We start from the raw sequence: 24,283 nt of genomic DNA, 5'->3' as shown, positions 1-24,283 counted from the left end.
CTGAGAAAAATGAAAGCAAGAAAAAGTTCCCTTAATCGTAGTACTAAAGAAACGGATGTATCTGTATCTGTAAATTTGGATGGTAATGGAAAAACTAGCATAAAAACTGGCATAAACTTCCTAGATCACCTAATCACATCGTTTGGAAAACATGGGATGATGGATCTTAAAGTTAATGCAAAATCTAATGATAAAATTGAACACCACTTGATTGAAGACGCTGCAATTACAATAGGATTGGCAATTGATAAGGCACTAGCAACAAGAAAGGGAATTACTAGATTTAGCTATTCCTCTGTCCCAATGGATGAATCTTTAGCTGAAGCCTCAATTGATCTTGTGAAGAGACCATTTTGGAAATTAAATCTATCAATTAAGCGAAGTAAAATCGAAGATATGTCCAAAGAAGATTTGGAACACTTTTTCCAATCATTACTACAGAATCTTAATAGCTGTATTCACCTTACTGTAAAGTATGGAGAAAATGATCATCATAAAGTAGAGGCTGCAATAAAATCCCTAGCTGTAGCATTTAGAACAGCAGCTTCATATGACAAAAAACAAAAAGGAATTCCAAGTACAAAGGGTTCGATGTAATGGTAAAACTAGCAATTTTTGATTATGGCGCTGGAAATATTTTCAGCCTTAAAAATTCATTTGAAAAAGCAGGTGCAGAAATAGATGTAATTACAAATTTCAACAAGCCAAATGATTATTCTGGATTATTACTTCCAGGCGTAGGGAATTTTGATCCTGCAATCAAAAGTATTACTGAAGAATCAAAGACTGGATTTCTAGATTTCGTAAAAGATACTACTCCAGTTTTGGGAATTTGCCTAGGAATGGAAATGTTTTTTGAAAAAAGTGAAGAAGGAAAAGAAGAAGGATTAGGTGTGATTGATGGTGAAGTTATAGTATTGCCTCCTTCATTGAAAGTACCTCACATGGGATGGAATGATCTTGAAATCAAAAAGACTGGAAAAATTCTTGATGGGGTTGAAGACGGCTCATGGGTTTACTTTGTTCATTCGTATAGGGCAAAACCTGATTCTGATGATGTAGTTACTGCAGAATCTGACTACGGAATTAAAGTACCAGCTGTTGTTGAAAAGAACAATTTTTTTGGAACTCAATTTCATCCAGAAAAATCTGGAAATGTGGGAAAAATAATGATAGATAACTTCCTTAATGTGTGTAAAAAATGAAAGTAATTCCAGCAATTGACCTTATGAATGGACAGGTAGTTCGATTATACAAGGGAGATCCTAAGCAAAAAACAGTATACAGTGACAATCCTATTGAAATAGCCAAAAAATGGGAATCTTGTGGCGCAGATATGCTGCATTTGGTGGATTTGGATGCTACTCTCGGATTAGGCTCAAACATTGCAATTATTAAAAAAATTCTTGAAGAAATTTCTATTCCTGTTGAAGTTGCGGGCGGGTTACGAGATGAGTCATTGATTTTTGATGTTTCAAAAATTTCTCATCGGGTAGTAATAGGAACTTTAGCTTTTAAAGATAAAACAATTTTAAAAAAAATTCTTGATTCTCTTGGCCCAGAAAAAATCGTTATTTCAGTTGATCACAAAGATGGAGAGATAGTAATTCATGGATGGCAAGATGGAACAGGAATAAAATTAATTGATGCAATTAAAGAATTTCTTGAAATGGGATTTACCGAGTTTTTGTTAACTAATGTGAGTAGAGATGGCACATTAGAAGGCCCTGATTTAAAATTCTTAGAACAAGCTTGCAATTTAAAAAATGCAAATGTGATTGCTAGTGGAGGAATTTCAAACATTAATGATGTAAAAGATGTAAAGTCTAAAAATGCATTTGGTGTAATTTTAGGAAAAGCACTTTATGAAGAAAAAATTTCAATAGAGGAGGCAAAGAAAATATCGTGACTTTAACGAAACGAATTATTCCGTGTTTAGATGTAAAAAACGGCAGAGTAGTAAAAGGTCTTCACTTTGAATCTATCAAAGATGCTGGTGATCCAGTAGAGTTGGCAGAAAAATATAGCAACGATGGAGCTGATGAGCTAGTTTTTTTGGACATTACAGCATCAGATGAACAAAGAGAAACAATCAAAGAATTAGTCAGAAAAGTTGCATCTGTAATCGATATACCCTTTACTGTAGGAGGTGGAGTAAAATCGCTAGAAGACGCAAGAAACATTCTCTTAAATGGTGCTGACAAAGTCGGCATCAATACTGGAGCCATTAAAAATCCAAAAGTCATCACAGAATTGATGGAATTGTTTGGTCGTCAATGTGTTGTTGTTGCAATTGACGCAAAAAGAAATTATGACATTAAAGACAATGTTAATGTCTTTTCAGAAAATGGAAAAAAATTCTGGTTTGAGGTTTTCATATTTGGTGGAAAACAAGGAACTGGACTTGATGCTATAGATTGGGCAAAAAAAGCTGAAGGTTTAGGTGCTGGTGAAATTTTACTTACTAGCATAGATAAGGATGGAACTAAAGATGGATATGATATTCAACTCACAAGGTCGATTGTAGATTCTGTTTCAATACCTGTAATAGCTTCGGGTGGATGTGGAAAGCCTGATGACATGGTTGAAGTTTTTGAAAAATCTAATGTTGATGCTGCATTGGCTGCTTCAATTTTTCATTATCAAACACATGGAGTAAATGGTGTCAAAACTTATCTTAAAGAAAAATCAATTCCTGTACGCTTATAGCTTGATTTAAAATATGGTCTGAAGTTTTTATTTTAAAATGGATAATTCAAATAAAAAAAATTATTCGTCTCTTAGAACTGTTGAGTGGAAAAATAATAAAGTTGTAATGATTGATCAAACCAAATTACCAAATGAGTTGGTTTTTGTAGAATATGATAATTTTAATCAAGTTGCAGATGCAATTAAAACTCTCGTCGTCAGAGGCGCCCCTGCAATTGGTGTTTCAGGGGCATTTGGATTAGCTTTGGCAGTTTTACAAAGTAAAGCAACTACCAAAGATGAATTAATTTCTGATTTAGAGGAAGCAAAAAAAATTCTGTTTGCAACTAGACCTACGGCAGTTAATCTTGGATGGGGTTTAGAGAAAATTATGAATGTTGCAAAATCTGGCAATTCTGTTGAAGAAATTAGGGAATTGGTAATTTCTGAAGCCAAAAAAATGGCCGATGAAGATATTGAGATCAATAAATCAATGGGAAAAAATGGCTCAGAATTATTTGATAATAATGATACAATTATGACTCATTGTAATGCTGGTGCTTTAGCTACTGTTGCATATGGAACAGCATTAGGAGTAATTCGTGCAACAAGAGAAAATGGAAAAAATGTCAAGGTAATAGCTACTGAAACAAGACCTGTTCAACAAGGTTCTAGATTAACTGTATTTGAACTAAAACATGATGGATTTGATGTCAGTCTTATCCCTGATACGGCAGTTGGATATTCTATGGCAAATGGTTTGGTAAACAAGGTTGTTGTTGGAGCTGACAGAATAGTAAAAACTGGACATGTTTTCAATAAAATTGGAACATATCAGGTTGCAACTATGGCAAAACAACACGGTATTCCATTTTATGTTGCAGCACCATTATCTACTATTGATTTAGAAAGTAAGGCTGAAGATGTTATTATTGAAATGAGAAAAAGCAGTGAAGTAACAGGTGTTGGTGATAAGAAAACTGCACCTGATGACATCAATGTGATAAATCCTGCATTTGATATGACTCCTCCTGAACTAATTTCAGGAATAATTACAGAAAAAGGAGTAGCTAAACCACCATACGAAGAATCTATTCCAAAATTATTTGAAGCTAATTAATAGAAAGTTTTTATTGTTTTTTAGATTGCTTTAACAATATGAGTACCGTTACTGCCCAAGCCGTTGAAGAGTCATTAAAACAATGCATGGATCCTGAAGTTCCATTAAACATTGTAGAAATGGGATTGATTTATGGAATTGATGTTGCAGATAACAATGATGTGAATATCAAAATGACAATGACTACTCAAGGATGTCCTTTACATGAAACCTTGGTTTCTGATGCTACACGTTATGTTAAAAAAGTTCCAGGAGTAAATAATGTCAATATAGACATCGTATGGGATCCTCCCTGGTCAATGGATAAAATGTCTGAAGAGGCAAAAATGAAAATTAAAAACATGAGTGCTGGAATGAATACTCCTGCACCAATCAATTATGAAACTGCTTTACCTCAAGGTGTTGGAAAATTGGTTCAACAAGAAGATGGTTCTATGGTTTTGGCAAACGAACATGATCAAGGATTTATGGTAAATCAGGCAATAGTTGACTTTTGGAAATCATGCAATGGACAACGTAAAGTAACTGAACTTGTTGAGATGTTTGCCAAACAAACTGGTTTGCAAAGAAATCAGGTAGAAAAAGAAGTCATGCAACTCCTTCAGCAATTACGTGACGGAGGATTGATTGCAATCCCTAATCAGCCTGACACGCCAAATGTAGAATTTAAAAAATAATCTTAAAAAATATAGTTAGAGTTTGCACCATCAAAGTTTATTGTAACGCCTGATAGATATTTTATATTGTTTTGAACAATTGATTTCACAAAATTTCCAATTTCTTCTGGTTCCCCTAGTCTTTTCATTGGAAGAGTTTTTTTGAACTCTTCTATATTTTCAACCAATTCTTTTGTTCTATCTGTATTGATAGGACCCGGTGCAATATTGATACAACTGATATTTTGTTTAGCATATTCTTTGCTTAGTATTTTTAATACCTCTGTAAATGCTGCACGATAAGCTGATGAAATTATCAATTTTGAATTTGGTTCTTTAATGACATTTGAGCTGATGAGAAAAATATATCCGCCTTGATTAATTTTGATTTTTTGTAAAATCTGGCAAAACCCTAGGAATAATTGGTTATGATATGTTTTCCACTCCTCTTCAGATATTTCTGAAAACTGTTTTGCTTGTGGACCCCCTGTGTTTAGTACTAAAATATCCGTTTGTTTGTGATTTTCTAAAAATATCTTTACAGAATCTAGATTTGAAGTATCGATGTCACTTTTAGATGCTGCAAACACTTCACATCCAATTACTTTTAGTGCATCTGAAATCGCTTTTCCAATTCCTCTAGAACCTCCTAAAACAATGGCATTAGACATAACTTTTTGAAATTTTTTGACAATTAAATCTCTTTACTAACTTGAATTGGTTTTCTGAATATCATTTCTTATAACCATTACTTTGCTTTACTACTGATCTTTTCTGCCTGTTGGTTATATGCAATTTTGAGATTCTTCAGTCATGCAAAAATTCTCAGGATTATTCTTGATTGCAATTTTAATTTCAGGAACACTCTCATCTAGTTTTGTATTTGCACAAACGGCACCTACTGCAAAAGACGATTTTGTACTTACTATAGAAAACATTCCACAAACTATTCCAGTGCTGTTTAATGATTCTGATATTGATGGAGATTCACTCTCAATCACTTCTGTGGCTCAACCATTTTCAGGTGCAACTGTAATCTTATCAGGTTCAACACAAATCAAATACACCCCAAACAATGACTTTGATGGAATTGATTCTTTCACTTATGTTGTTTCTGATGGACAGGGAGGAAGCGACACTGCAACAGTTACAGTTACTGTAAAACCAAATAACGGCAATATCTTTGAACAAATTTTAACTGTCATCCAATCATTATTTGCCAAAGTTCTACATCTAGAAGATGAGGTTACTTTACTTAGAGAAGAAAATTCTGCTCTTGCTATGAGGATTTCTGAACTTGAATCTATTGTAGGAGATGGAATCCCTTCTGATAATGAAAACAACAATGGGCACGAAAAAGTGCTTGTATGCCACAAAGACAAAAAAACCATTTCAGTATCTGATAATGCATTATCTTCTCATCTAAAACATGGAGACGTCATTGGAAAATGTACTGAAAATGATGATACTAATGCTTCTAAAGAATCAGTAAAAAATCAAATTAAAGAAATAAAAAATGACTTTAAAATTAAAGAAGAAGCATTGAAAAACGACTTTAAAGTAAAAGAAAAGCAATTCAAAAACCTACTAAAAGACCTAAAAAAAGATAAGAAATCTAAAAACAATGATGATGATTAATCTCTAAACGTGCAAAATTTTCATTTAACTAGAATATTTTTGTTGCTTAGATTTCTTTAATCTCTGTGATGGTTCCTTGGACAGAATCCATCTTAATAATTGCCTTTTTTTTATCCCATCCTAAAGCAACATACCAATCTCCTGCATCATCGTGATATTTTGTTTCTAATGTTTTGATCAAATCCGGTTTCACATCATATTTTTTTGCAATTCCTGATATTGCCAGAGCAATTGCGTCTCTTTCTTTTTCTAATCTTCTCTTCATCAGGCCTATTCCGGGACTCATAATCTCCTTAGGTTCTTTGTTCTAATATAGTTAATTGACCTTGGTATTTTTCTAAGATATCCACTTTTCTAGTCTGGTTTTGGGTCAGATGGAGCCTGAGAAAATTGACCAGCAGTATTTTTTTGCATATGTATAATTTGTTGCACTGATGGTATCAAAGAAGGCTCAACAATTACTTGAATCTCTTATTGAATATGAGACTAGAATGCATAATGCTATGGCAGACCCTTCCAAATCCTGGAATGTTGGACATGATAGCATAAAAAAATTGGCAGGCACTCTTTCAGACTGTCACAAAGAAAATCTTCATGTTTTGAATCTGCTTAAAAAAGAACTTGTTCCAAACTGCAAACATCCAAAGAAGATGAGAGACAAAACTGCTGATGGTCAGTGGTATTGTATGAATTGTAATTGTGATATTGATTGAGCCTGTCTACTACCAAAAGATCTTAATACAACGATCTCTAACCCAGAAAGATCCTTGCAACGCGTAGAGGGATCAACCAACAATTTCCATAATCGTCTTCTTGATTGGCAAGAAGAAGGAACTCATATTCAAAAACTTCTTAGAGATTACAATTGGGAATACCGAAAAAAAATCTGTTCAAAGTGTCCTGTTTCAAAACAAAAGGAATTGAATTGTCTTAAGATTGATAATTTCAAAGAAGATATTCAGGAAACATATTGTAAAAAAATGACAAAGGCTAGAAGCAAAAAATTCAAAAAAATTATTCTACGCTATATGGATTTTCATCCATCACGCGAATTGTAAAATTTTAAAAAGTGATGGTTGAGAAGGAACAAATTTTGAATAATATGATTGATTTCTGATCTTGAGTCTGATTTTTGCAGCATATTTTATGAGAGCATTAATTGACCTTGCTCTGCTTTCTTCATCTGACATTTCATCTATTTCCTCAAAATATCCATTTGTTGGATTGAAAAGATATTGCTGTGCAATCCTTGGTTTCTTATCTTGTTCTGTTTTTGACTTGGCTTTCTTTGAAAATCTGGGATATTGAAGTGAGGCAGTATGCACTCCGTACAAAAATACTGCTGCAATCAACGAAAATTTGTCTGTTCTTGAATAATATCTCTGAGGAATTCCTACCACATTGCACCAGATGTCTCTTCCATAGATCATTCTGGATAACGTAATCCAGTTGTCCTGTTCGTCTATTATGCTTCTATAAATTACATTGAACCTCTTGATTCCATATTTGAATAACAAAGCAATCTTTGCTTCAAACAGTCCTGGAGGTTTTGTAGATAGATCCAAGGTTGGACTAATGATCTTATTTGGGAATCTATGAATCAGTTCTTTCAACCTCTCTTCAAATTTTATAATATCTTGGTGCGGATCTGTCTCATAGTCAGAAATTATTAGGCAACCTGCTTTTTCTTGAATCTGTAGAATATACTCTTGCTCAATCTTTGTAGGAGGAAAACTCTCCCAGAATTGAAAAAATATGTCCACCAATAATTTAGGATTTTCTTCCATTACTGAATTTAGCTTATCTATTATGTTGTCTCTTATTCCATCATTATCAATTCGTTTGTTTCCATCAACTCTGTGAACAAATTGCAAAAGTGATGAATTGAGTTTTATGTTTGTATCATTTGCTTTTTTTAATTCACTTTGATGTGGTACAACAGTAGGAAATTCAAATTCCTTTTCAGCTAATGTTACACTTATTACATTTGCACCTATTTCTTTTTTGGAATTTCTAAAACGATCTTTTCCAATATTCTCAATCTTGAAATTTCTCACGCCTCTTTGTACTCTTATTCGGTATTAACATCTCTGGATCAAAAAACAGGATCCTCTTATCAAAATTCATTCCATTTTTAAAATTGATTTTGATCTATGTCATTCATAAATTTAAAAATTTGAACTAAAACAAAAGATCGTTGGAATTGTTATTTTTTTGCTTTTACAAGAAATCTCTGAAACATCTTTAGATTGTCAATTGTTAAACTATCGATAAATAATTAAGGTAATACTGTCATACATTTTCATTGGTAAAAAAAGAAACCATGATCATGGATCCGATTCATGGATTCATCAACATTTCAGAATATCCTGTCATTGAAGAATTAGTAGAATCAAAATATTTTCAAAGACTGCGTCGATTAGCACAATTAGGACCAACTTCTGCTGTTTATCCTAACGCAACTCATAGTAGATTTGCCCATTGTCTAGGTGTGATGCATGTCTTTCTTACTCTTTTTGATGCTGTTACTAGAAAAGAAGATTCTTTTCCTGATTTGGAGAAGAAACGAATGATTGGAGCAATAACTGCACTACTTCATGATGTAGGCCATGGTCCATTTTCACATGCTTCTGAGGATATTTTAGACAGAAATTTTGGAAAATTTGTTCATGAAGAGATGACATGTTCTATAATCACTGATACTGAAATCAAAGATATTCTAAGAAAATATGGTATTGATCCACAATCCGTTTGTGATCTGATTAATCACATTGATTCCAAGGAATGGAGATTAGTTTCTCAATTAATTAGCAGCCAACTTGATGCAGATAGACTTGATTATCTTATGCGAGATTCTTATTTTACTGGTGTTAACTATGGTAGAATTGATCTTTATAGAATTGCAAACACCATGGAAGTTTGGCATGGGGAATCTAATGATCCATTCAATGATACAGCTATAATTAACAACAAAGGAATTACTGCAATTGAAAATTATATTCTTGGAAGACATTTGATGTATGAGGGAGTTTATTTTCATAAACTTTCAAGATGCATGGAACTTTTACTTCAAAAAGTTTTCAAACGTGCAGCTGAATTAGATGATGCAAAAACACATCTAAGTAAAGTTATTGACATTAACACAAAAACAACTCCTGAACTTCTTTACAAAATGGATGATTATTCATGTACAGGATTATTCCATGAATGGACTCATTCTGATGATACTGTTTTGAAAGATCTCTCTTTACGAATATTAGAAAGAAGAAGACTTTCATCTGTTTCCGTTTCTACAGAAAAGTATACCAAACTAGGCGCAGTGAAAATTGGTAAGTTGCCCAGTTTAGTTGAAGCAGCAGGACATCCTGCAGATTATTATTACATTGAAGATAGTTATGCAAAATCAGCATATGATACCTATAACCCAGAAGAATTGGAAGATGGTGGATTTTCTCCTATTGGGCACATTATGACTCCCAATGGTGACAAACTCCAAGAGATTTCTAGCCAGTCCCGAGTAATTAGCACCTTAAGTCAGATAGAGAACAAAAAGATCAGGATCTTTGTACCTGATGAAGTTTTACCAGGAGTCAATGAAATTGTTAACAACTAGAATTAATAACAAGAATTCGAAACTGAAGGTAGGTAGGAATTAGGATGAACACGTTACTTGAAAGTATGGGTCTTTTGTGCCTGGCTATCCAAAATTCTGGAGACAATGATGTTGGAAGAACAAAATTACAGAAAATGGTCTATTTTGCTGATCGTTATTTGGGTTGGGATGTAGGTGATTATGATCTCCACTATTACGGTCCATATTCTAGAAACTTGGCTACTACCTTGAAGACTGTACGTGGAGAACTAATTGATGAAACTCGCCCAGGATTTGGTTCTTATCAATATGATCTTACCCAATCTGGTACAACATTTGTAGATGAATTTGTAGAAAATGTCTGTGATGATGAGAAAACACGTCTTACTAGAGAATTGTTTACCGAACTATCTGTATGGTCAAAAGATAATCTTGAACTTGCTGCAACAATTGATTATGTAAAAAATAACATACCAGATATCTCTAGAGATGACTTGCTAGCTAAAGTTGGAATTATTAAAGAAAACTTTGCTCCCGAGCAAATTGAACACGCATATGAATTGTGGTCAAATTGGAAACAACAACATAATTTCTAATCTTAAAGTTATTACTAAAGATATAGCATTTTGATCCGTCTTAAATATCTCAAAGACTAATTGTATTTATGAATAAGATACTCTCCACAAGTGTAACACCAGAACAATATGAGATAATTAAGAAAATTGCAGATGCTAACAATGTTTCCGTGTCCTACCTACTCAAAGATTCTGTCAAAGTATACATCATGCTTTACTATCTGGGAGACATTATTGAAAAATTAAAAGTAGAAGAGCTTACAACTGAAGCCATACAACGTAATGCCGAAATACTAGATCATGCAAATGAAATGACTAATCTAATGCAACCATATTTTCAAAAGGCATTTTCATCCATACCCAAAGATGTGATCAAAGCTCTTGAGGATGAGGGAAAAGAGATGGCAGAAGCTATCAAGACATATGAAAAACCAGTAAAACGTGGAAGACCTTCTGCTTTAGCACAAACAAGAGGAGATAGAAAATGAACTTCACAATTTTACGAGCCGATGTTGAAAGTGATCTGGACTGGATTCCATCAGTTGGCGCAGATCTGACAAAATTACACTGGAGAAAAGGAAAACTCCATGCAACATGTGATCCAGAAGATACAGTATGTGTTATTCATGAGGATGAGCATGATCCATATCAATTCCCTGTAGGCACGGTTCAACATCTATGGGATTGGAACAAAGTTGGCACATTGGGAATAGGATTTTTGGCTCTCTATGCGTTAGACAAGACATTCAACAATGGTAAATTAACTAGAAAAGTGAAACGTGAATTAGGTCTAAACAAGTAATTACTCCTAACAACTAACAATATTAGAAATGTCATTTTCTCTTCATATTTTTCTTCTCTTTCCATGCTGTGGAGTGAGGTAATCTAAATCCTGATCTTATTGGTATTGGTTCTGGTACTGCTTCATGATATGCATGCAATAACTGATACATGACCTTATGGAATAGTGACATCTCAAAATTTCCTTCAGAATATTCTTCATAAAAATCACGGGCATTGCCTTTGTAATATAGATCTACTATAGATTGATACCAATCTTCTCTTGGGTTGTAATCATAAATAATTAATTTTCGTAATGTCTCAATTTGTTCAAATTCTCTATTTTCTGACATGTATGCTTGTTTTTTCAACAGACTTGATCTTTTTTTGTATAATGTCATTCCTATAGTATCTGCAATTATTCCAAAATTCAAATAAATATCATCATCCAAGTCGATTCTTTTTCTTTTAATCAAATCCAAAATTGGGTTCAAGAAAATCTCTTTGATAAAACCCAATGATGTCTTTTCATATGTTTTATACAAAAAATGAAAAAATAAATGATTCATTGCAGAATTTTTAATGAATTGTACTGTTTCTTTATTTGAGAAATTCAATCCACATGCAAATAAACATCCTTTAAGTGAAAGCGTGTGTTTTGGACCTTGTTTTACTTTCTCATTTTGGATTTCAACAATGTATCCCTCGTTAATTAAACCAGGATATGTTTTGTTACTACTGTTGTCAATTCTATCCTTTAATCTTCCCTTGAAAACAGATTGCATGTTTTTCAGATCCTTTTTTTGTATGGGTTTGTATTCATATATGTTAGATTTTTCCAAAACGTACTCTGTCATGTTTCTTGTAGTGCATGGACCTAAAATGGAGATCAACCCAATAATCTGTCTTGATCGAATTGATCTGGAACTAGTCAATATTCTTGCCATGTCTCTGGAATAATTACTGGACCAAATTACATCATCTGGGAGTGATTGCATATCATAAATCAACTCTTTCAGCTTACTAATATGTAACTCATTAGTATCTACATGGTATCTACAACTGTATCTGTCTCAATCCCTATGGAACTCTATGAGGAAATAGAGCAGACAAAAAACACAACTTCTCGCAGTAGATTTTGTTTGAAACTGCTAGAGTTAGGACTAAAATATTTCAAGGAGGAATCCGATTGAAAGAAGTATCCTTAGGATATCTTGATTCATTTTTCATGCAAGGAAAACTCCTTTTTAAAATGGATGGAGAATGGAAAGAATTTCTTGGAAGCAATCCTGGATTCGAAGTCATCATTGACAAAGATCAAAGATGTTGTCTGATAGGACCTAAAGTGAGACTAGGTCCTAGCAGAACTAAACAAACTCCCGCAAAGGAGGACAAACATGACTAGTGTAAATGATAGTTATAAAGACCATCATAGAGCAGATTACGTAGAATGCAAACAGAGATGCATTCTATGCAATCTACTCAAACGAAAAGGAAGCAAGATCTACAAGTCAAGTTATGCAATAAAATACCATCTGACTACTGAACATAGTAGAGAAGATGAAATAGCTTGTGGTATTACCCGAGAAACAATTCTTCAAACTACAAGAGCTATAGAGACTGCAATACAGTGGAACATGTTGTATGATTTGTCACAAAGGAGATCAATATCTTGAAAAAGTCAAAATTATGTCCGCACGGTTGGACTAACACAATTCCATTGCCACAAAAAACAAACAAGAGATGATTGATGATGGCAATAGAATATGACTCTCTTGAAAAAATAAAAGAACTAGCCAAGATAGACAATATTCTTGAAGAAATTGTCAATCTGTACGAGCCAAAAATAAAGGGAGAAGAAAACAACATAAAATTCCTCTTTTGTGCTTGCATCTCCAAGAATTTGCCCAGAGACTATAGACTGCATGTAATCATTGCCAGTCAGTCAAGTGGAGGAAAATCCAATCTGGTCAATACCGTCTTGGAGCCCTTTAAAGAGGATGTGCTTGACTTTACAGAGTACACCAGCGCATTTTTGAACAGATCCATGAGTGACATGGACGGAATGATCTTCAAAATGGAGCAGATGGAAAAAACCAACGACAAAAAGCAAGTCAGCCTGGCCAGCATGAAATTCCTGCTATCTGAGGGGAAACTGAGAATTGGACTCGTAGACAAGAACGAAAAAGGGCAGAATACTCCAAAAACGCTGGAAGTAAACGGCATTCCTGTCTTTATCTCCACTTCTACCAACTACAATATTGATCCTGAGACGCTAAACAGAACTTTTTTGATGCAAGTTGACGAGTCAGAAGAACAAACAAAGAGAATCATAGACCATGTTCTGGGTAAATACAGCTCAATAAACTATGGTTCAAAATGGGAAAACAATCTCCAAAAACTATACGAGATTTCACAAACCTACAAGGAAGTATCAAAACAGTTCAAGGGAATATACATTCCATTTGCAGATAAAATAAGAGAACTGATTCCAAGTGTGAATCTTACCATGAGAAGGGATTTGCCAAAAATTCTAAACCTCACTTGCGTAATTGCATTTTTGAATTTTGCAAAAAGAAAAAAGATTCCCTTTGATGGAGGTCAGTACTTTTATGACAAACTACAAGCACACAAAATGTCCAGCTATTATCTGATAGCAGATCCTGAGGACTTTAAACAAGCATTGCAGATTGGTGGTGAAACAATTCAGCAAACCCTAAACAAAATAAATTCATCATCAATGGACGTTTACAAAACGTTCATGAAGTTATTCAACAAAAACCCATTGGGAGGAATAACAGTATCTGATATTGCAAACGAAACTCAAAAAAGCCAAAACAGAACAGGAGAGCTACTCAAACAGCTTTTTGACATGGGTTATCTAACGAGAATCAAAGAGGGACGAGAATACAGATATTTTCCAACTGAAAAGAAATTTGAGAATATTCAAGTCGATGATATTGTATTTACTGAAGAAGAGCTGGCTGTGTGGTTGAAATCCCAAGGATTGAGCAATTCAGAGTGATCGTGTTTGTACAATAAAGCCTCTTTTTGACTCGATAAAGCAATTCGTGTCATCTTTGGACTCGATTGACTTTGTCGTGCTATTTTTACTGTGTTTACTCTGACCCGACATCACAACCAATTGATTTTGTTATGTGCTGTTTTAGACTGCAATCTAGTACTTTACGAGCCAAATTGGCTCGGCAAAACTATCTCTTTTTCTACAAACTATGATGATGTTTTTAATACTCCTCTCTTATCCTGCCATGATGAAATTTCCGAGGCTAAATCTCCCAAAAACGTGGTATCCTGACCCAAAAATCTCTGCTCTTCTAAGACCATACTATGTTCGTGGATTTACAGCATCTGAAGCGTCTACATTTCTTATTCGCGATATTGGTGGAAAGCAGGTAGAATTGCCAAATGCCAAGACATGCTATCATTACTGGAGATACTGGAAATATCTTGATTCTGTGAAAATCTATTGCTCAATACGCGCATATTCAAAATTACATCAGAAACATCTAGAGGATTACTATCTGTCCCAATATGACAAACTAGTATTGGTATGCTATGACATGGAAAAACTACTTGAGACAAAACATGATGGCAAATTTAACGGAATATCCTTTGTCCCTGCAGACAATTCAAAGTTAGAAATTGACGTATCATTAGAGACATTAATACTAAAGGTTTCAATACTGCAAACACAAATTCTTCAGAGAAAATTTACTACAGAAAACAATCTCATATTGTGGTATTTCAAATTCAATTATTCAGCACTTCTCAAAAGAACTATCAAGGCAACACACAAGATGTTGATTCATGTACTCAACTTTCTCTCAAAGAAAAAGAGTAAACAATTTGTTCTGGACTGTCAGTGCAAAAACAAAGAACCAGACCAGACTGTAGTAAAATGCGGAATATGTGCATCAAAAGTTGTTCCACTACTGCATACATTTCTACTCTGATCGCATTTTCAAACGATCTAAAAAATGACCATGCCAATGGCATGGCCTTTGTGCGCCAAAAACTGCCAAAAATTTTTCATTCTATTTTTTTGAACAGAAACTTTTGATCTGATAATAACAACTTGGGCTTTATAACAATAAACATCTTACATAATATGAAATAAAATGACAGTATGTTTCTATGTCTGCAAACAATGCGACTGTGGAGATCACAAAAATTGTATGTCTTATAGCAGTAACTCTGGAATTGATTTTATTTGTAACTGCAATAATGGCATCTGCCACAAACAGCCTGAGTCAAACATTGAAAAACAATTGGAATGGCCTAAAATACTCAAGGAAATAAGAAGCCTAGATGAGATTCCTGAAGGAGAAGATTTTGTAAAACTGATGGCATCATATGGAATACGTCATACCGACTTTGCATTTGTTTTGATAAAGCATACCTTAACAGAAAAGCCTGTTGACTATTAACCGGATTCTAGTTCAGTTTACAAAAATACTGTAGACTGAATATCATTTTTTTAACTAGAGTGCAACTAAAAACCAAATTCATAATATCATCACTTTTTCATCTATATCATGTCAAAAGAGCAAATCGACGATCTGATTTGGGGCAAATTCGAGTCTGAAATCATTGACATGAAGATTCCTTTACACTCCTCATGTCACATCCCACAAACCATGGCCATGGATGGGGCATTTGCACTCTTTAATGGATTTTTGACATATCTTATGCTAAAACTAGGATACAAGCCAAAACTGGCTAAAGGCTACAAAGGAACCCTTGATGACAAATCCTGGTGGCTAAACTATCTTGATGAATTTGACTTTATGGGGCTAAGCTATCATAGCGTAGATGAGGACTATAGTGTACCCCCATTCGTCTTCAAGCAATTCTTCAATGAATCTGGCAAGGACATTACAATTTGCTTGCTATTGGACTGGTATTCATTTTATGAGACAAATCTTGCATTGAGCAAATCAAAACTAGATGCTGATTCAAAATATACTCATAAACTATTTTATGAATTTAGAAACAGAAATCTTACATCCTATCATGTTCTTGATTATATGAAAGATTTACAAAATGAAGATTTTGCAAAGTCACACAAACTTATTTTACGACCAGACAAACTGGCTGATTTCATAATACATCTTAATGAAGACTATCTTGATTATCAGGACTTTCCAAATGACGTGTACACAACAGAAGAATGGAATAAAATGTCAACAATTGAGCAAATTGGAACATATGGAAAAAAAGAACTAGTCTTTTGCAATGAAGACAATTTCCATCACCTTTTAGAATCTGCATCAATACAAATTCCCAATGTGGAATTTGTAACATTTTCAGAATTCCTTCAAGACAAACTGATACCCGAAGCTCAAGACTGGGCAGAAATTCGAGACGCATACATTCGCAGACTAAAAAATTCCTTTGTGGATACTGATGACTCAAAGAATTTTGACAGGGCAAAGAAATTCCTTCGCTATGCAAAAAATTCCCTTGAGAAAAGTAGTTTTAGAGATTCTGTAATCAACTCATCACTTGCTATAGAGGACACATTGTCCACATTTCTTAATCGTTCAGATCTCAGACTGGAAGAAAAAATTAAGGAACTAGAGTCAAATCCTGACTTGGGAAACCATGTCATAAATTTACACTACATCAGAAATGTTAGAAACAGAACCGTTCATGCAAGTGACTTTGAAGTAACAGAAGACATTGCAAGACATGTCCTGGAAATGGCTGATCAATTCCTAGCTGACATTCAAAAATAGCTATTGCTGTGACAAAATCCATTCTAAAATCTGAATCTGGCCCCACTTTTCAGCCTCAAAATCCAAGTCACCCTTGAGATATCCTACCATATACTGAGACGTAATGTCCTCAAGCAGAATCTTTACCTTTTCTTCAGACATCATCTTGATGTTCCCTCCAGTTTTTCCAATTCCTCGTATCTCTCTTGTACTAGTTGCTCCAAAACAAACACACGAGCCCTATAGTATTTCAATTCTGTCTCCTTTCTCTCAATGTCGTGTCTTTGAAATTCTATTGCCAGTCTTTTTGGCAAAAGTCTTGTAACCTTCATTCAGATGCCTCCTTTGACTTTGGAGTGGACAATGGCTTGTCTGTCAATCCATCTCCTGCATCAAAGCATCTTGTCTGGTATCTACAATATTTGCACAAGCCAGAAACCTCTCCTTTTGGAATTGTATTGCTGTCCTTTGCTGTTTCAATTTCCTGAACTCTAGTCTTTATCCAGTCAGTCATGTCTCTCTTTTGCACTTTGTATGTTACAATGTCTGACATGTCAGCATAGACAATGTTTAGATTCTCTACTGGCATGTAATCTGAGAACATTGTATCATAACATTGTAGTTGCAAAATGTGTTCAGGCTTTGGCAAGAATCCTTGCTTTATTTGCCATCTTACAAATTTTGTAGTCTTTAGATCAATGATTGTCTTTGTCTTCCAATCATACATGTCAAGACGTCCTGCTAATGTTGCTACTTTGCCATTCTCTAATGGAACATAATGCTCAATGTCCATTTCACGCCACTTGTATGCGTATGTCATGTTGTGCAAAAAGTCCCCACGGACTGTAGCCCACATTGACTCTAGAGTTGTGTCCTCCAGAAGCTCTTCTTGAGGTACCTCTAACTGCTTGTAAAGTGACTTTCTTTGACATCCAACTAATTCTGTTACTGAATATCTTGAAGTATAGTCTTTGGAATACAATCCATTTCTTTTTTCTAAGAAATTAACAATTCCTTCAGGAGTATCAATTTCTGTAGTAAGACTTTGTTCTTTTTGTTTTTGAACTGTACTCAAATTCTTTTTCCCTCCAAAATTTCTTTTACAGAGAAACCTCCAAAGCAAGCATAAAGAAAAGCTTGAACTAGATTTAGAGGTCTAGTGTTTTCAGCAAATTGCTGGACGATATGGCCGTCACCCATTTGTTTTGAAATCTGTTGTTTCATACTTTAGATGTCTGGAATAGACGCATAGCATTTTTTTTGGATTATACAAATATTATTTGTATAATACAATTAAATGACTATCATTCTGAGCCTGATAACTAAGGTATGAAGCACAAAGTTTCAAACCTAATCCCTGACAGCGGGGGCCACAATATCGCTGCACAAGACATGATAGGAATTGTAGACGTCATGAGTTTTATTAATTTCATGGAGTCAGCACCTGGAATTGTCTTAGCACAAGTAAAGGAGGTTTCAAATTGAAACAACAACTAGTTTCAATACAAAAACACTCTGCTTGTTGTGGATTTGACTTGTGTCCTAAAAAATACAAGTATTTGGCAAATCCTACACTACTTGACAAAGTATTTTCAAATCAAGTGCCTAGATTTGAGAAAATTGTTGATGTAAAACGTCCAAGATATCTGGATGAAGAAGACACAATGCATACAACAGAATGTGTAATGTGTAAAGAATCATTTCTACTGCCTGTAGAAAATCCAGTATGTACTAGTTGCAGGAGGATTTACTGATGAGTAACAATCTATCAGAAATATCTGAATTCAAGTGTCCATTATGCTCAAAGACACTTGCAAATACGGAATATGAATTAGCTATTAGTCAACTAGAAGAAAAACTTCAACAAAACTTTGATGAGAAAAACTCTAATCAAAAAGAAGAATTTGAGGAACAAATCTCTAGACTAAAAAAAGACTATGAGAAAACAATAGAAGAGAATCACAGGTCTCATCAGATACAATTAGAGCAAATGCAACAAGACATTGAAAAATCATACAAGACCCAGACTGAATTAATGCAGAAAAACTATGATTCAATTCTAAAACAGAATGAAAAACAGTTTGTGGAGCTTGAAAAGCAACTCAAGGCAGTTCACAAAAAAGAGATCTCAGAGAAAGGAAAAGAAATCTCGCAATTGAAAAAGGAACAAGAAAAATTCAAAAAAGCCGCAATAGATCAAGCAAATGCCACATATGCTCAAAAAGAGCGTGAACTGTATCAGACAATTCAGGAAAGAGATGTTCAAATCAGCAGATTTGCAGGAGAGATTGAATCTCTCAAAAAACAACTCCAGCAAAGCCAATCTGAACTAAAAGGAGAGGCTGGCGAGCTAGACTTGTATTCGAGCCTGACTGATGCCTTCCCAAATGACCTGTTTAGAAGGCAAAAGAGAGGCCAATCAAGCGGAGATGTAATTCAGCAGATTCGCATCAGAGGCAAATCTCTTGATACTCCAATAGTCTATGACAACAAGGCAGCAAACACTGTAACCAAAAAAGACATTGAGAAAGCCAAGAAATACCAAAAGATTCATGGAACAAACTATGTCATCATAGTTTCTGCAAATCTTCCAAAGACTAGCGTTCCAAATGGATTGTTTGGTACAAGAGAAGGGATTCTTTTAGTTCATCCAAGCATTGTAACTGAAGTTGCAAAACAGATTAGAACAGGAATTATTGATGTCTCAAAACTCTCTATGGGTAAAGAAGACCAGAAATCAAAGCAAGCAAAACTCTACCAGTTTGTGATGAGTTCAGAATTTTCAATGACCATTGAAGACATTGCAGGAATAAATGAGAAACTCTACTTGCTGCAGACAAAAGAGGAGAAAGACCACAATACTTTGTGGAAGACAAGACGTGATCTCTATGATCAGCTAGTAAAGACATACAATGATGTCACTAGTGGAATAGAGTCTATCACTCAGACTGATCTAGACGAGATTACAGCGGAGGTTCTAGAAAAGTGACAGAACTAAAAGATGAACTGTCAAAAAAATGGGATACAAAAGAGCCCGTTGTATCTCTGACAGAAGATGGAGAGCCACTACACGCAATCACTCTCCATCTTCCAAATTTTGAAATTCAAATAAAAGAAACTGATTTTTACGCAAGAAAACTTGCAAACATCCTGGAAAGTCCTAGAATAAAGAAAGAGATGGGAGAACAACTAATTGCCATGTATGAACACAAAACTGGAATTATTTTTAAAAAAACAACTAGCTGGTATGTCACAAACTATAGAATTTTTTGTCTTAACGAAGAAGAGGCCAAGCTGACTCAAGTTCCTCTAAAGTATGTGGATGTTGTTGTTAGTAATGCACATTCATTTTCTGAGAGAACTGGCGCAATTGCAGGAGGAATGATGCCTGGGTTTATGTATGCAGGCATGGGATTTACTCAAGGGCAATCAACTAGCAGGCGAGTAGGCGACATTAACGTTCTACTAAGCGGACAAATTGTGATATTGATTCCAGATGTGTTAGACCCTACCGGGCTCAAACAGTTACTTTATCAAATCAAAAAGCAAATTCATGATGAGTGATGAACGAGAAAAATCCTAAAAAATGTTCAAACTGTGGGAGAGAACTTTCAAATTCAAAATATAATGTTTGTTTAAGCTGTAGTAAATCAAGACTAAAATTTTATCATAATTCTAAGATTGAGAATTTAGATAATTCAATATCTTTGGAAATTGATCCTTCTATCAAGGATCTTTTAACAAAAATACTCAAAACTGAAGATGAAAAAATCAAATCATATCTAAAAGAACTGCTAATAATCAAACTGGTTTCAATGGTAGAGATACATTTTCGGAATTTGATGAGATATTGGTATGGTGCATTCAATTATAATTTACCAAAATTATTTCCAGAAGACAGTAGTCTAGAAAAAAAGATTAATGATATTAGAAAGATTGCAGGAAGTACAGCATTAGATGAAAAAAATCCAAAAATACTAAAACCAACCAAGAATCCAGACTGGAATTTAGAAGCAGATGTTGTTGCAACTAGTTTTAATTTTCAAAATTTAGATAGTATAGGACATGTTTTTTCAAATCTTGTGAGTTTGGATTTTTTTCAAACAGTAAAAGATCTTGAACAAATCACAGGTTCAGGAACTTTAACACACAGTTGGAATGAAATTGAAAAATTATTTGAATTAAGACATCAAGTTATTCATGCAGGAAAAAAAGTTGAATTTAATGATGGAGATTTGATGTACAAAATAACCTTGATTATGATTTTAATTAGTAAATCAAACATGTTTTTTGATTGCTATTTGATCTATGATACTAATGAAGAAAATGAACATCTCTTTGATGAAATAGGACTTTCTAATGAACATCTCAAAAGAATTATGAAAAAAAATAGAATTTACTAAATTCTGTCCATTATCTCATTTTTTCTAGGGCATCGTCAGAGTATTCATCTATAGATTCTCTTTTCCTAGGCTCATTATTAGGCTCAAAATTGAACTCGTCTTTGAATTCCGATTTAATGTAAGGTATTCCATAGTAAAATAGTATAATTACAAACGTCATGATTATTCCATGTGGCATAAAAGCTAGAACTATAACCAAAAACCAAAATAGAAATTTGTTTAGTCTTTCCATTCCCATTCATAATTACAGTCATCACATGCTTTGAACTGAACTAGATTTTTAGAGTCAGATTTTAAAAAATAACTAATTTTCAGACTGCCGCATTTAGGACAATCAGTTTGTGTCATGATCTTCCTCCATGACTCTTGATGGTCTGAGTCTGTGCTGAAGTCTATCGAGATGTCGTTGTTTCTCATTTATTGCTTCTTCAATGAGTTTTGCTTGATCCCTGCAACAATCCAAATCTACTTCCATTCTTCGAATATCGTATTCGAGTTCAGTAATTCGGTATCTTCGTTGCAATGAGTTACTCATGTGTTCTGACACTAGTTCACACCTCCAAAGAATCTCTTAATCCAAGCAGGAGCAGGCTTGTCTGCAAAGACCCTGTCTGACTGCTTTAGGATTTCAGATGTTCCCATTTCTACATCAAACAAAAGAAGAATCCTTTGTATTGTAGAAGGTGAGAACTGCATCTCCTGATGTAAGAAAGCAATAGCCTGCCCTCTTACGGGAGATTTCAGATGGTTTTTCTTGCAGTTTACAATCGCTTTGATTGCCTGTAAGATATTTCCATAGACATACTTGTTTGCTCCCTTGTAGGAATTTCCAAGTGATGCCATTACTCTGTCATAGAGTTCATCTATGGTAGATTTGTGGTAGACGATATTCTCGTCAATATCAGAGAAGACGAACTTCTCAAAGGAATCATAAGATTCAGCGTTATGGCCGCCACCCATTTGGTATGAAAGTTGTTGTTTCATACCTATAGTTATCAGGTTTAGATGCTTATGTTATAATTTGTATTATACAAATATTATTTGTATAATCTTTGCTTTAGAATAGTATCTGTGTCAATCCAGGTTTGCATTATGTCTATGAAATGATAACTAACTAACATCAAGACACTAATCAAAATAAGAAAATTTCCAGGAGATTCTATGTTGGAGATTGGATCTTCTGAAATTCGTTTTAATTTGTTGCTAAGATATGCCTTGCTTTCTCCCTTTTTCCAATGCTCAGTATGATTACGTAGTTCTTTTAACATCGTTTCAACTCTCCAATACCCTTGAAACAAAAAACCACGGATTGTAGGTCCATCGTCACCTAAATGAAATTGAGTATCATAATTGCATGTGGAATAATCTGTAGAGTAGTTCTCGTCTTTGTTTTTTAATGCCTGTTCTTTTTTCTGTCGTAGATCAATATTATATGCACGAAATTTCATAGTTTTTGGAGCTGATTTGAACGCTTTTTCTCTGGTATATTGCCAATTGGTAATTGGTACTAAGAACACATCAAAGAATGATGCATAGATTTTATCTAATTTGGTAATAATGTCATCAAACTTCTCAGTTTCATCAAATTGACTGTCATCTTGATTTAGTGTTTTCTTAGAATCAATAATTTCCATTACACATGTTTTTTTAAATTTGTCAAGAACTAATTCCAATTCTTTAATTTCCTTATCTTTTGAAAAATTTGTTTCTTTTAGTTTTTCAAGTAATGACTTGAATTTTGATTCTATTTTTACCCATGAAAATTGCAAAGAAAGAATTGCTGATGTTCTTGCAAAATTATATGCCTCATAATCAAGATCAATCTCATTTTCTTTTTCGATTATTTTTGGAGGTTTTGTAAGTTCTTCAAGATATTTTTCTTTAATTGTTTTTGATAATTCATCTAATTCTGTTGAAAAATGATCATAATTTGTCTCCTTTAATTCTGTAAGGAGGTTCTCAATTGTATCTGCTTTGTATTCTTGTTCCGTATCTAAATCAAGACTTTCCTCTGACTCTTCTTCATATGATTCAGTCAGATTTTCAATTTCTTTGTCATGAAAATATTCTTCTGCAGCATCTTCAAATTGTTTTTGCTGAAATTCTTCCCAGGCACGTTTATCTTCCTCTTCTTTTTTTAGATCTTCTTCAAAGAGATCTTCTTCGGCTTCTTGAGCCTCTTCCCACTTTTCATCATCTTCCATAGTATGAACCTCCTATCATTGTCTTTATCCGAGAACATTTAAGATATTCCTTAACTTCCATTTTTCATATTTTCTTACACATATAACAAAAATATGTAAATAATTGGATTATACAAATAAAATTTGTAGGAAATGATTCAATTAGCTACACTTGGATTGACACCAGTTGTTGTTGAAGAAGGATTGAAAAAATCACTTCCTGAAAAATTATACATTATTCATACAAAAAAAGAATCAAACTATGATTTTGAAAAAGAGGCAAAGAAACTCAAAAAGAAAATTGAAGAACAATACAAAATACCAACAATTTTAGAAAAAGTTGATGCATTTGATATGGACAAAATTATCCATTCACTTCTAAATATTATCTATAAAGAAAAAAAGGCCAACGCTAACCTGAGTAAGAAGGATTTTGCCATAAATATCACAGGTGGGACAAAATTGATGGTTTCAGCAGCAACTGTAGCTGCATATCTTGCGGGAACTAGGGTATACTATGTAATGGAAGCATCAAAGCATAGAGGTGAAGAATTGGTAAAAGAACTCCCAATGCCTGTAATTCCTGAAAAAGATGACAAAGGAAATACATCAAAGATTACAAAGATTGTTTTAGAAAAAATTAAGAAATTAGGAAAATGCACATATTCTATGTTATTAGAAGAGGTAAGAAAAGATACTCGAGTAAAGAAAAACCAAAGAATTGAATATCATTTGGCAAAACTTCAAACAAATGATCTCATTACAGTTACTCGTGGATGGGAAAAACCCTCAAAAAACAAAATGACGGGAAAATCATTAGTGGATAACAAAAAAAATACTATTCAGCTTACCCCCTCAGGAGAATACTATGCAGAATTCTCTGATCTGCTAGGCAGCATATTGTAGACTA

The 24,283-nt window shown here is 34.0% G+C and carries 38 protein-coding genes; 25 read left to right on the top strand and 13 right to left on the bottom strand.

What is annotated here, in order from left to right; translation table 11 throughout:
- The first annotated feature begins 9 nt into the window (after positions 1-9).
- From hisB to NsoK4_RS08285, 6 genes are read left to right on the top strand one after another with little or no spacing between them, the layout of a single operon-like run.
- Positions 10-597, top strand: coding sequence for an imidazoleglycerol-phosphate dehydratase HisB (gene hisB, locus NsoK4_RS08310; protein WP_211687021.1), 588 nt, complete (start codon positions 10-12; stop codon positions 595-597).
- Positions 597-1,205 carry an imidazole glycerol phosphate synthase subunit HisH gene (gene hisH, locus NsoK4_RS08305; RefSeq protein ID WP_211687018.1) on the top strand — a complete coding sequence of 203 codons (609 nt, stop codon included), beginning with the start codon at positions 597-599 and terminating at the stop codon, positions 1,203-1,205. The genes hisB and hisH overlap by 1 nt, the downstream gene beginning before the upstream one ends.
- The gene (gene hisA, locus NsoK4_RS08300) at positions 1,202-1,909 is read left to right on the top strand and encodes a 1-(5-phosphoribosyl)-5-[(5-phosphoribosylamino)methylideneamino]imidazole-4-carboxamide isomerase (protein WP_211687015.1); all 708 of its coding nucleotides are present in this window, start codon (positions 1,202-1,204) and stop codon (positions 1,907-1,909) included. Before hisH ends, hisA begins: the two co-directional genes overlap by 4 nt.
- A complete protein-coding gene (gene hisF / locus NsoK4_RS08295) occupies positions 1,906-2,709 on the top strand; it encodes an imidazole glycerol phosphate synthase subunit HisF (RefSeq protein ID WP_211687012.1) in 804 nt (267 codons plus the stop codon). Before hisA ends, hisF begins: the two co-directional genes overlap by 4 nt.
- Before the next feature lie 37 nt (positions 2,710-2,746).
- A complete protein-coding gene (mtnA, locus tag NsoK4_RS08290) occupies positions 2,747-3,808 on the top strand; it encodes an S-methyl-5-thioribose-1-phosphate isomerase (protein WP_211687009.1) in 1,062 nt (353 codons plus the stop codon).
- Positions 3,809-3,846: 38 nt separating this feature from the next.
- Positions 3,847-4,485, top strand: a complete 639-nt coding sequence (locus NsoK4_RS08285; protein WP_211687006.1) for a PqqD family peptide modification chaperone — start codon at positions 3,847-3,849, stop codon at positions 4,483-4,485.
- A gap of 2 nt (positions 4,486-4,487) precedes the next feature.
- Here NsoK4_RS08285 and NsoK4_RS08280 read toward each other — a convergent pair whose 3' ends face one another.
- Positions 4,488-5,135, bottom strand: coding sequence for an SDR family oxidoreductase (locus NsoK4_RS08280; protein WP_211687003.1), 648 nt, complete (start codon positions 5,133-5,135; stop codon positions 4,488-4,490).
- A 142-nt stretch (positions 5,136-5,277) separates the two neighbouring features.
- Here NsoK4_RS08280 and NsoK4_RS08275 point away from each other — a divergent pair, with 142 nt between their 5' ends.
- Positions 5,278-6,102: an Ig-like domain-containing protein gene (locus NsoK4_RS08275; protein WP_211687000.1), complete on the top strand. Its 825-nt coding sequence runs from the start codon at positions 5,278-5,280 to the stop codon at positions 6,100-6,102.
- A 46-nt stretch (positions 6,103-6,148) separates the two neighbouring features.
- Here NsoK4_RS08275 and NsoK4_RS08270 read toward each other — a convergent pair whose 3' ends face one another.
- Positions 6,149-6,388 carry a hypothetical protein gene (locus tag NsoK4_RS08270; protein WP_211686998.1) on the bottom strand — a complete coding sequence of 80 codons (240 nt, stop codon included), beginning with the start codon at positions 6,386-6,388 and terminating at the stop codon, positions 6,149-6,151.
- A gap of 148 nt (positions 6,389-6,536) precedes the next feature.
- Here NsoK4_RS08270 and NsoK4_RS08265 point away from each other — a divergent pair, with 148 nt between their 5' ends.
- Positions 6,537-6,815, top strand: coding sequence for a hypothetical protein (locus NsoK4_RS08265; RefSeq protein ID WP_211686995.1), 279 nt, complete (start codon positions 6,537-6,539; stop codon positions 6,813-6,815).
- Positions 6,816-6,869: 54 nt separating this feature from the next.
- Positions 6,870-7,160: a hypothetical protein gene (locus tag NsoK4_RS08260; protein WP_211686992.1), complete on the top strand. Its 291-nt coding sequence runs from the start codon at positions 6,870-6,872 to the stop codon at positions 7,158-7,160.
- On the opposite strand, the gene NsoK4_RS08255 is transcribed toward NsoK4_RS08260, so the two are convergent.
- Positions 7,146-8,159 (bottom strand): hypothetical protein, encoded by a 1,014-nt coding sequence (locus NsoK4_RS08255; protein WP_211686990.1) that lies wholly within the window; start codon positions 8,157-8,159, stop codon positions 7,146-7,148. The two genes, NsoK4_RS08260 and NsoK4_RS08255, sit on opposite strands and share 15 nt — an antisense overlap.
- A 248-nt stretch (positions 8,160-8,407) precedes the next feature.
- On the opposite strand from NsoK4_RS08255, the gene NsoK4_RS08250 reads away from it, so the two are divergent.
- The 4 genes from NsoK4_RS08250 (at position 8,408) to NsoK4_RS08235 (ending at position 11,071) form a co-directional block, all read left to right on the top strand.
- Positions 8,408-9,715, top strand: a complete 1,308-nt coding sequence (locus NsoK4_RS08250; RefSeq protein ID WP_211686987.1) for an HD domain-containing protein — start codon at positions 8,408-8,410, stop codon at positions 9,713-9,715.
- Between the two features lie 44 nt (positions 9,716-9,759).
- Positions 9,760-10,290 carry a hypothetical protein gene (locus NsoK4_RS08245; RefSeq protein WP_211686984.1) on the top strand — a complete coding sequence of 177 codons (531 nt, stop codon included), beginning with the start codon at positions 9,760-9,762 and terminating at the stop codon, positions 10,288-10,290.
- Positions 10,291-10,358: 68 nt separating this feature from the next.
- Positions 10,359-10,757: a hypothetical protein gene (locus tag NsoK4_RS08240; protein WP_211686982.1), complete on the top strand. Its 399-nt coding sequence runs from the start codon at positions 10,359-10,361 to the stop codon at positions 10,755-10,757.
- On the top strand, positions 10,754-11,071 hold the full coding sequence (locus tag NsoK4_RS08235; RefSeq protein WP_211686979.1) for a hypothetical protein: 318 nt from the start codon (positions 10,754-10,756) through the stop codon (positions 11,069-11,071). The genes NsoK4_RS08240 and NsoK4_RS08235 overlap by 4 nt, the downstream gene beginning before the upstream one ends.
- A gap of 31 nt (positions 11,072-11,102) precedes the next feature.
- On the opposite strand, the gene NsoK4_RS08230 is transcribed toward NsoK4_RS08235, so the two are convergent.
- Positions 11,103-12,047, bottom strand: coding sequence for a hypothetical protein (locus tag NsoK4_RS08230; protein ID WP_211686976.1), 945 nt, complete (start codon positions 12,045-12,047; stop codon positions 11,103-11,105).
- A gap of 191 nt (positions 12,048-12,238) precedes the next feature.
- Between NsoK4_RS08230 and NsoK4_RS08225 the strand changes: the two genes are divergently transcribed.
- From NsoK4_RS08225 to NsoK4_RS08200, 6 genes are all read left to right on the top strand, one after another.
- The gene (locus NsoK4_RS08225; RefSeq protein WP_211686973.1) at positions 12,239-12,454 is read left to right on the top strand and encodes a hypothetical protein; all 216 of its coding nucleotides are present in this window, start codon (positions 12,239-12,241) and stop codon (positions 12,452-12,454) included.
- Positions 12,447-12,725: a hypothetical protein gene (locus NsoK4_RS08220; RefSeq protein ID WP_211686970.1), complete on the top strand. Its 279-nt coding sequence runs from the start codon at positions 12,447-12,449 to the stop codon at positions 12,723-12,725. The genes NsoK4_RS08225 and NsoK4_RS08220 overlap by 8 nt, the downstream gene beginning before the upstream one ends.
- 74 nt (positions 12,726-12,799) lie before the next feature.
- Positions 12,800-14,074, top strand: a complete 1,275-nt coding sequence (locus tag NsoK4_RS08215) for a helix-turn-helix domain-containing protein (RefSeq protein WP_249111047.1) — start codon at positions 12,800-12,802, stop codon at positions 14,072-14,074.
- A gap of 247 nt (positions 14,075-14,321) precedes the next feature.
- A complete protein-coding gene (locus NsoK4_RS08210; protein WP_211686966.1) occupies positions 14,322-15,023 on the top strand; it encodes a hypothetical protein in 702 nt (233 codons plus the stop codon).
- Between the two features lie 222 nt (positions 15,024-15,245).
- Positions 15,246-15,497, top strand: a complete 252-nt coding sequence (locus NsoK4_RS08205) for a hypothetical protein (RefSeq protein WP_211686964.1) — start codon at positions 15,246-15,248, stop codon at positions 15,495-15,497.
- A 108-nt stretch (positions 15,498-15,605) separates the two neighbouring features.
- The gene (locus NsoK4_RS08200) at positions 15,606-16,808 is read left to right on the top strand and encodes a DUF4145 domain-containing protein (protein WP_211686961.1); all 1,203 of its coding nucleotides are present in this window, start codon (positions 15,606-15,608) and stop codon (positions 16,806-16,808) included.
- Here the strand turns inward: NsoK4_RS08200 and NsoK4_RS08195 are convergent, their stop codons facing one another.
- Genes NsoK4_RS08195 through NsoK4_RS08180 form a run of 4 tightly spaced genes read right to left on the bottom strand, consistent with a single transcriptional unit; the run spans position 16,809 to position 18,011 of the window.
- Positions 16,809-16,949 (bottom strand): hypothetical protein, encoded by a 141-nt coding sequence (locus tag NsoK4_RS08195; RefSeq protein WP_211686958.1) that lies wholly within the window; start codon positions 16,947-16,949, stop codon positions 16,809-16,811.
- The gene (locus NsoK4_RS08190) at positions 16,949-17,119 is read right to left on the bottom strand and encodes a hypothetical protein (protein WP_211686955.1); all 171 of its coding nucleotides are present in this window, start codon (positions 17,117-17,119) and stop codon (positions 16,949-16,951) included. Before NsoK4_RS08190 ends, NsoK4_RS08195 begins: the two co-directional genes overlap by 1 nt.
- Entirely contained in the window at positions 17,116-17,862 is a 747-nt protein-coding gene (locus NsoK4_RS08185) for a PD-(D/E)XK nuclease family protein (RefSeq protein WP_211686952.1), read from the bottom strand. The genes NsoK4_RS08190 and NsoK4_RS08185 overlap by 4 nt, the downstream gene beginning before the upstream one ends.
- Positions 17,859-18,011, bottom strand: coding sequence for a hypothetical protein (locus tag NsoK4_RS08180; protein ID WP_211686949.1), 153 nt, complete (start codon positions 18,009-18,011; stop codon positions 17,859-17,861). Before NsoK4_RS08180 ends, NsoK4_RS08185 begins: the two co-directional genes overlap by 4 nt.
- A 105-nt stretch (positions 18,012-18,116) precedes the next feature.
- Here NsoK4_RS08180 and NsoK4_RS08175 point away from each other — a divergent pair, with 105 nt between their 5' ends.
- From NsoK4_RS08175 to NsoK4_RS08155, 5 genes are read left to right on the top strand one after another with little or no spacing between them, the layout of a single operon-like run.
- Entirely contained in the window at positions 18,117-18,272 is a 156-nt protein-coding gene (locus NsoK4_RS08175; RefSeq protein WP_211686946.1) for a hypothetical protein, read from the top strand.
- The gene (locus NsoK4_RS08170) at positions 18,269-18,541 is read left to right on the top strand and encodes a hypothetical protein (RefSeq protein WP_211686944.1); all 273 of its coding nucleotides are present in this window, start codon (positions 18,269-18,271) and stop codon (positions 18,539-18,541) included. Before NsoK4_RS08175 ends, NsoK4_RS08170 begins: the two co-directional genes overlap by 4 nt.
- Positions 18,541-19,776 (top strand): DUF2130 domain-containing protein, encoded by a 1,236-nt coding sequence (locus NsoK4_RS08165; RefSeq protein WP_211686942.1) that lies wholly within the window; start codon positions 18,541-18,543, stop codon positions 19,774-19,776. The genes NsoK4_RS08170 and NsoK4_RS08165 overlap by 1 nt, the downstream gene beginning before the upstream one ends.
- Positions 19,773-20,351, top strand: a complete 579-nt coding sequence (locus NsoK4_RS08160) for a hypothetical protein (RefSeq protein ID WP_211686940.1) — start codon at positions 19,773-19,775, stop codon at positions 20,349-20,351. The genes NsoK4_RS08165 and NsoK4_RS08160 overlap by 4 nt, the downstream gene beginning before the upstream one ends.
- Positions 20,351-21,190: a hypothetical protein gene (locus NsoK4_RS08155; RefSeq protein ID WP_211686937.1), complete on the top strand. Its 840-nt coding sequence runs from the start codon at positions 20,351-20,353 to the stop codon at positions 21,188-21,190. Before NsoK4_RS08160 ends, NsoK4_RS08155 begins: the two co-directional genes overlap by 1 nt.
- 10 nt (positions 21,191-21,200) lie before the next feature.
- Here the strand turns inward: NsoK4_RS08155 and NsoK4_RS08150 are convergent, their stop codons facing one another.
- The 5 genes from NsoK4_RS08150 to NsoK4_RS08135 are packed head-to-tail and all read right to left on the bottom strand — an operon-like array spanning position 21,201 to position 23,394.
- Positions 21,201-21,350 (bottom strand): hypothetical protein, encoded by a 150-nt coding sequence (locus NsoK4_RS08150; protein WP_211686935.1) that lies wholly within the window; start codon positions 21,348-21,350, stop codon positions 21,201-21,203.
- 59 nt (positions 21,351-21,409) lie between these two features.
- Positions 21,410-21,538: a hypothetical protein gene (locus tag NsoK4_RS10150; RefSeq protein ID WP_256438674.1), complete on the bottom strand. Its 129-nt coding sequence runs from the start codon at positions 21,536-21,538 to the stop codon at positions 21,410-21,412.
- Positions 21,525-21,737, bottom strand: coding sequence for a hypothetical protein (locus NsoK4_RS08145; protein ID WP_211686933.1), 213 nt, complete (start codon positions 21,735-21,737; stop codon positions 21,525-21,527). The genes NsoK4_RS10150 and NsoK4_RS08145 overlap by 14 nt, the downstream gene beginning before the upstream one ends.
- Positions 21,737-22,174 (bottom strand): hypothetical protein, encoded by a 438-nt coding sequence (locus tag NsoK4_RS08140; RefSeq protein WP_211686931.1) that lies wholly within the window; start codon positions 22,172-22,174, stop codon positions 21,737-21,739. Before NsoK4_RS08140 ends, NsoK4_RS08145 begins: the two co-directional genes overlap by 1 nt.
- 53 nt (positions 22,175-22,227) lie before the next feature.
- Entirely contained in the window at positions 22,228-23,394 is a 1,167-nt protein-coding gene (locus tag NsoK4_RS08135; RefSeq protein WP_211686928.1) for a hypothetical protein, read from the bottom strand.
- 132 nt (positions 23,395-23,526) lie between these two features.
- On the opposite strand from NsoK4_RS08135, the gene NsoK4_RS08130 reads away from it, so the two are divergent.
- On the top strand, positions 23,527-24,279 hold the full coding sequence (locus NsoK4_RS08130; RefSeq protein ID WP_211686925.1) for a DUF6293 family protein: 753 nt from the start codon (positions 23,527-23,529) through the stop codon (positions 24,277-24,279).
- The last annotated feature ends 4 nt before the right edge of the window (positions 24,280-24,283 follow it).

The sequence above is a fragment of the Nitrosopumilus sp. K4 genome (assembly GCF_018128925.1).
GTDB lineage: Archaea > Thermoproteota > Nitrososphaeria > Nitrososphaerales > Nitrosopumilaceae > HKST03.
Note: the sequence above shows the minus strand (reverse complement) of the source record. Positions and strands in the feature narration are given on the sequence as shown.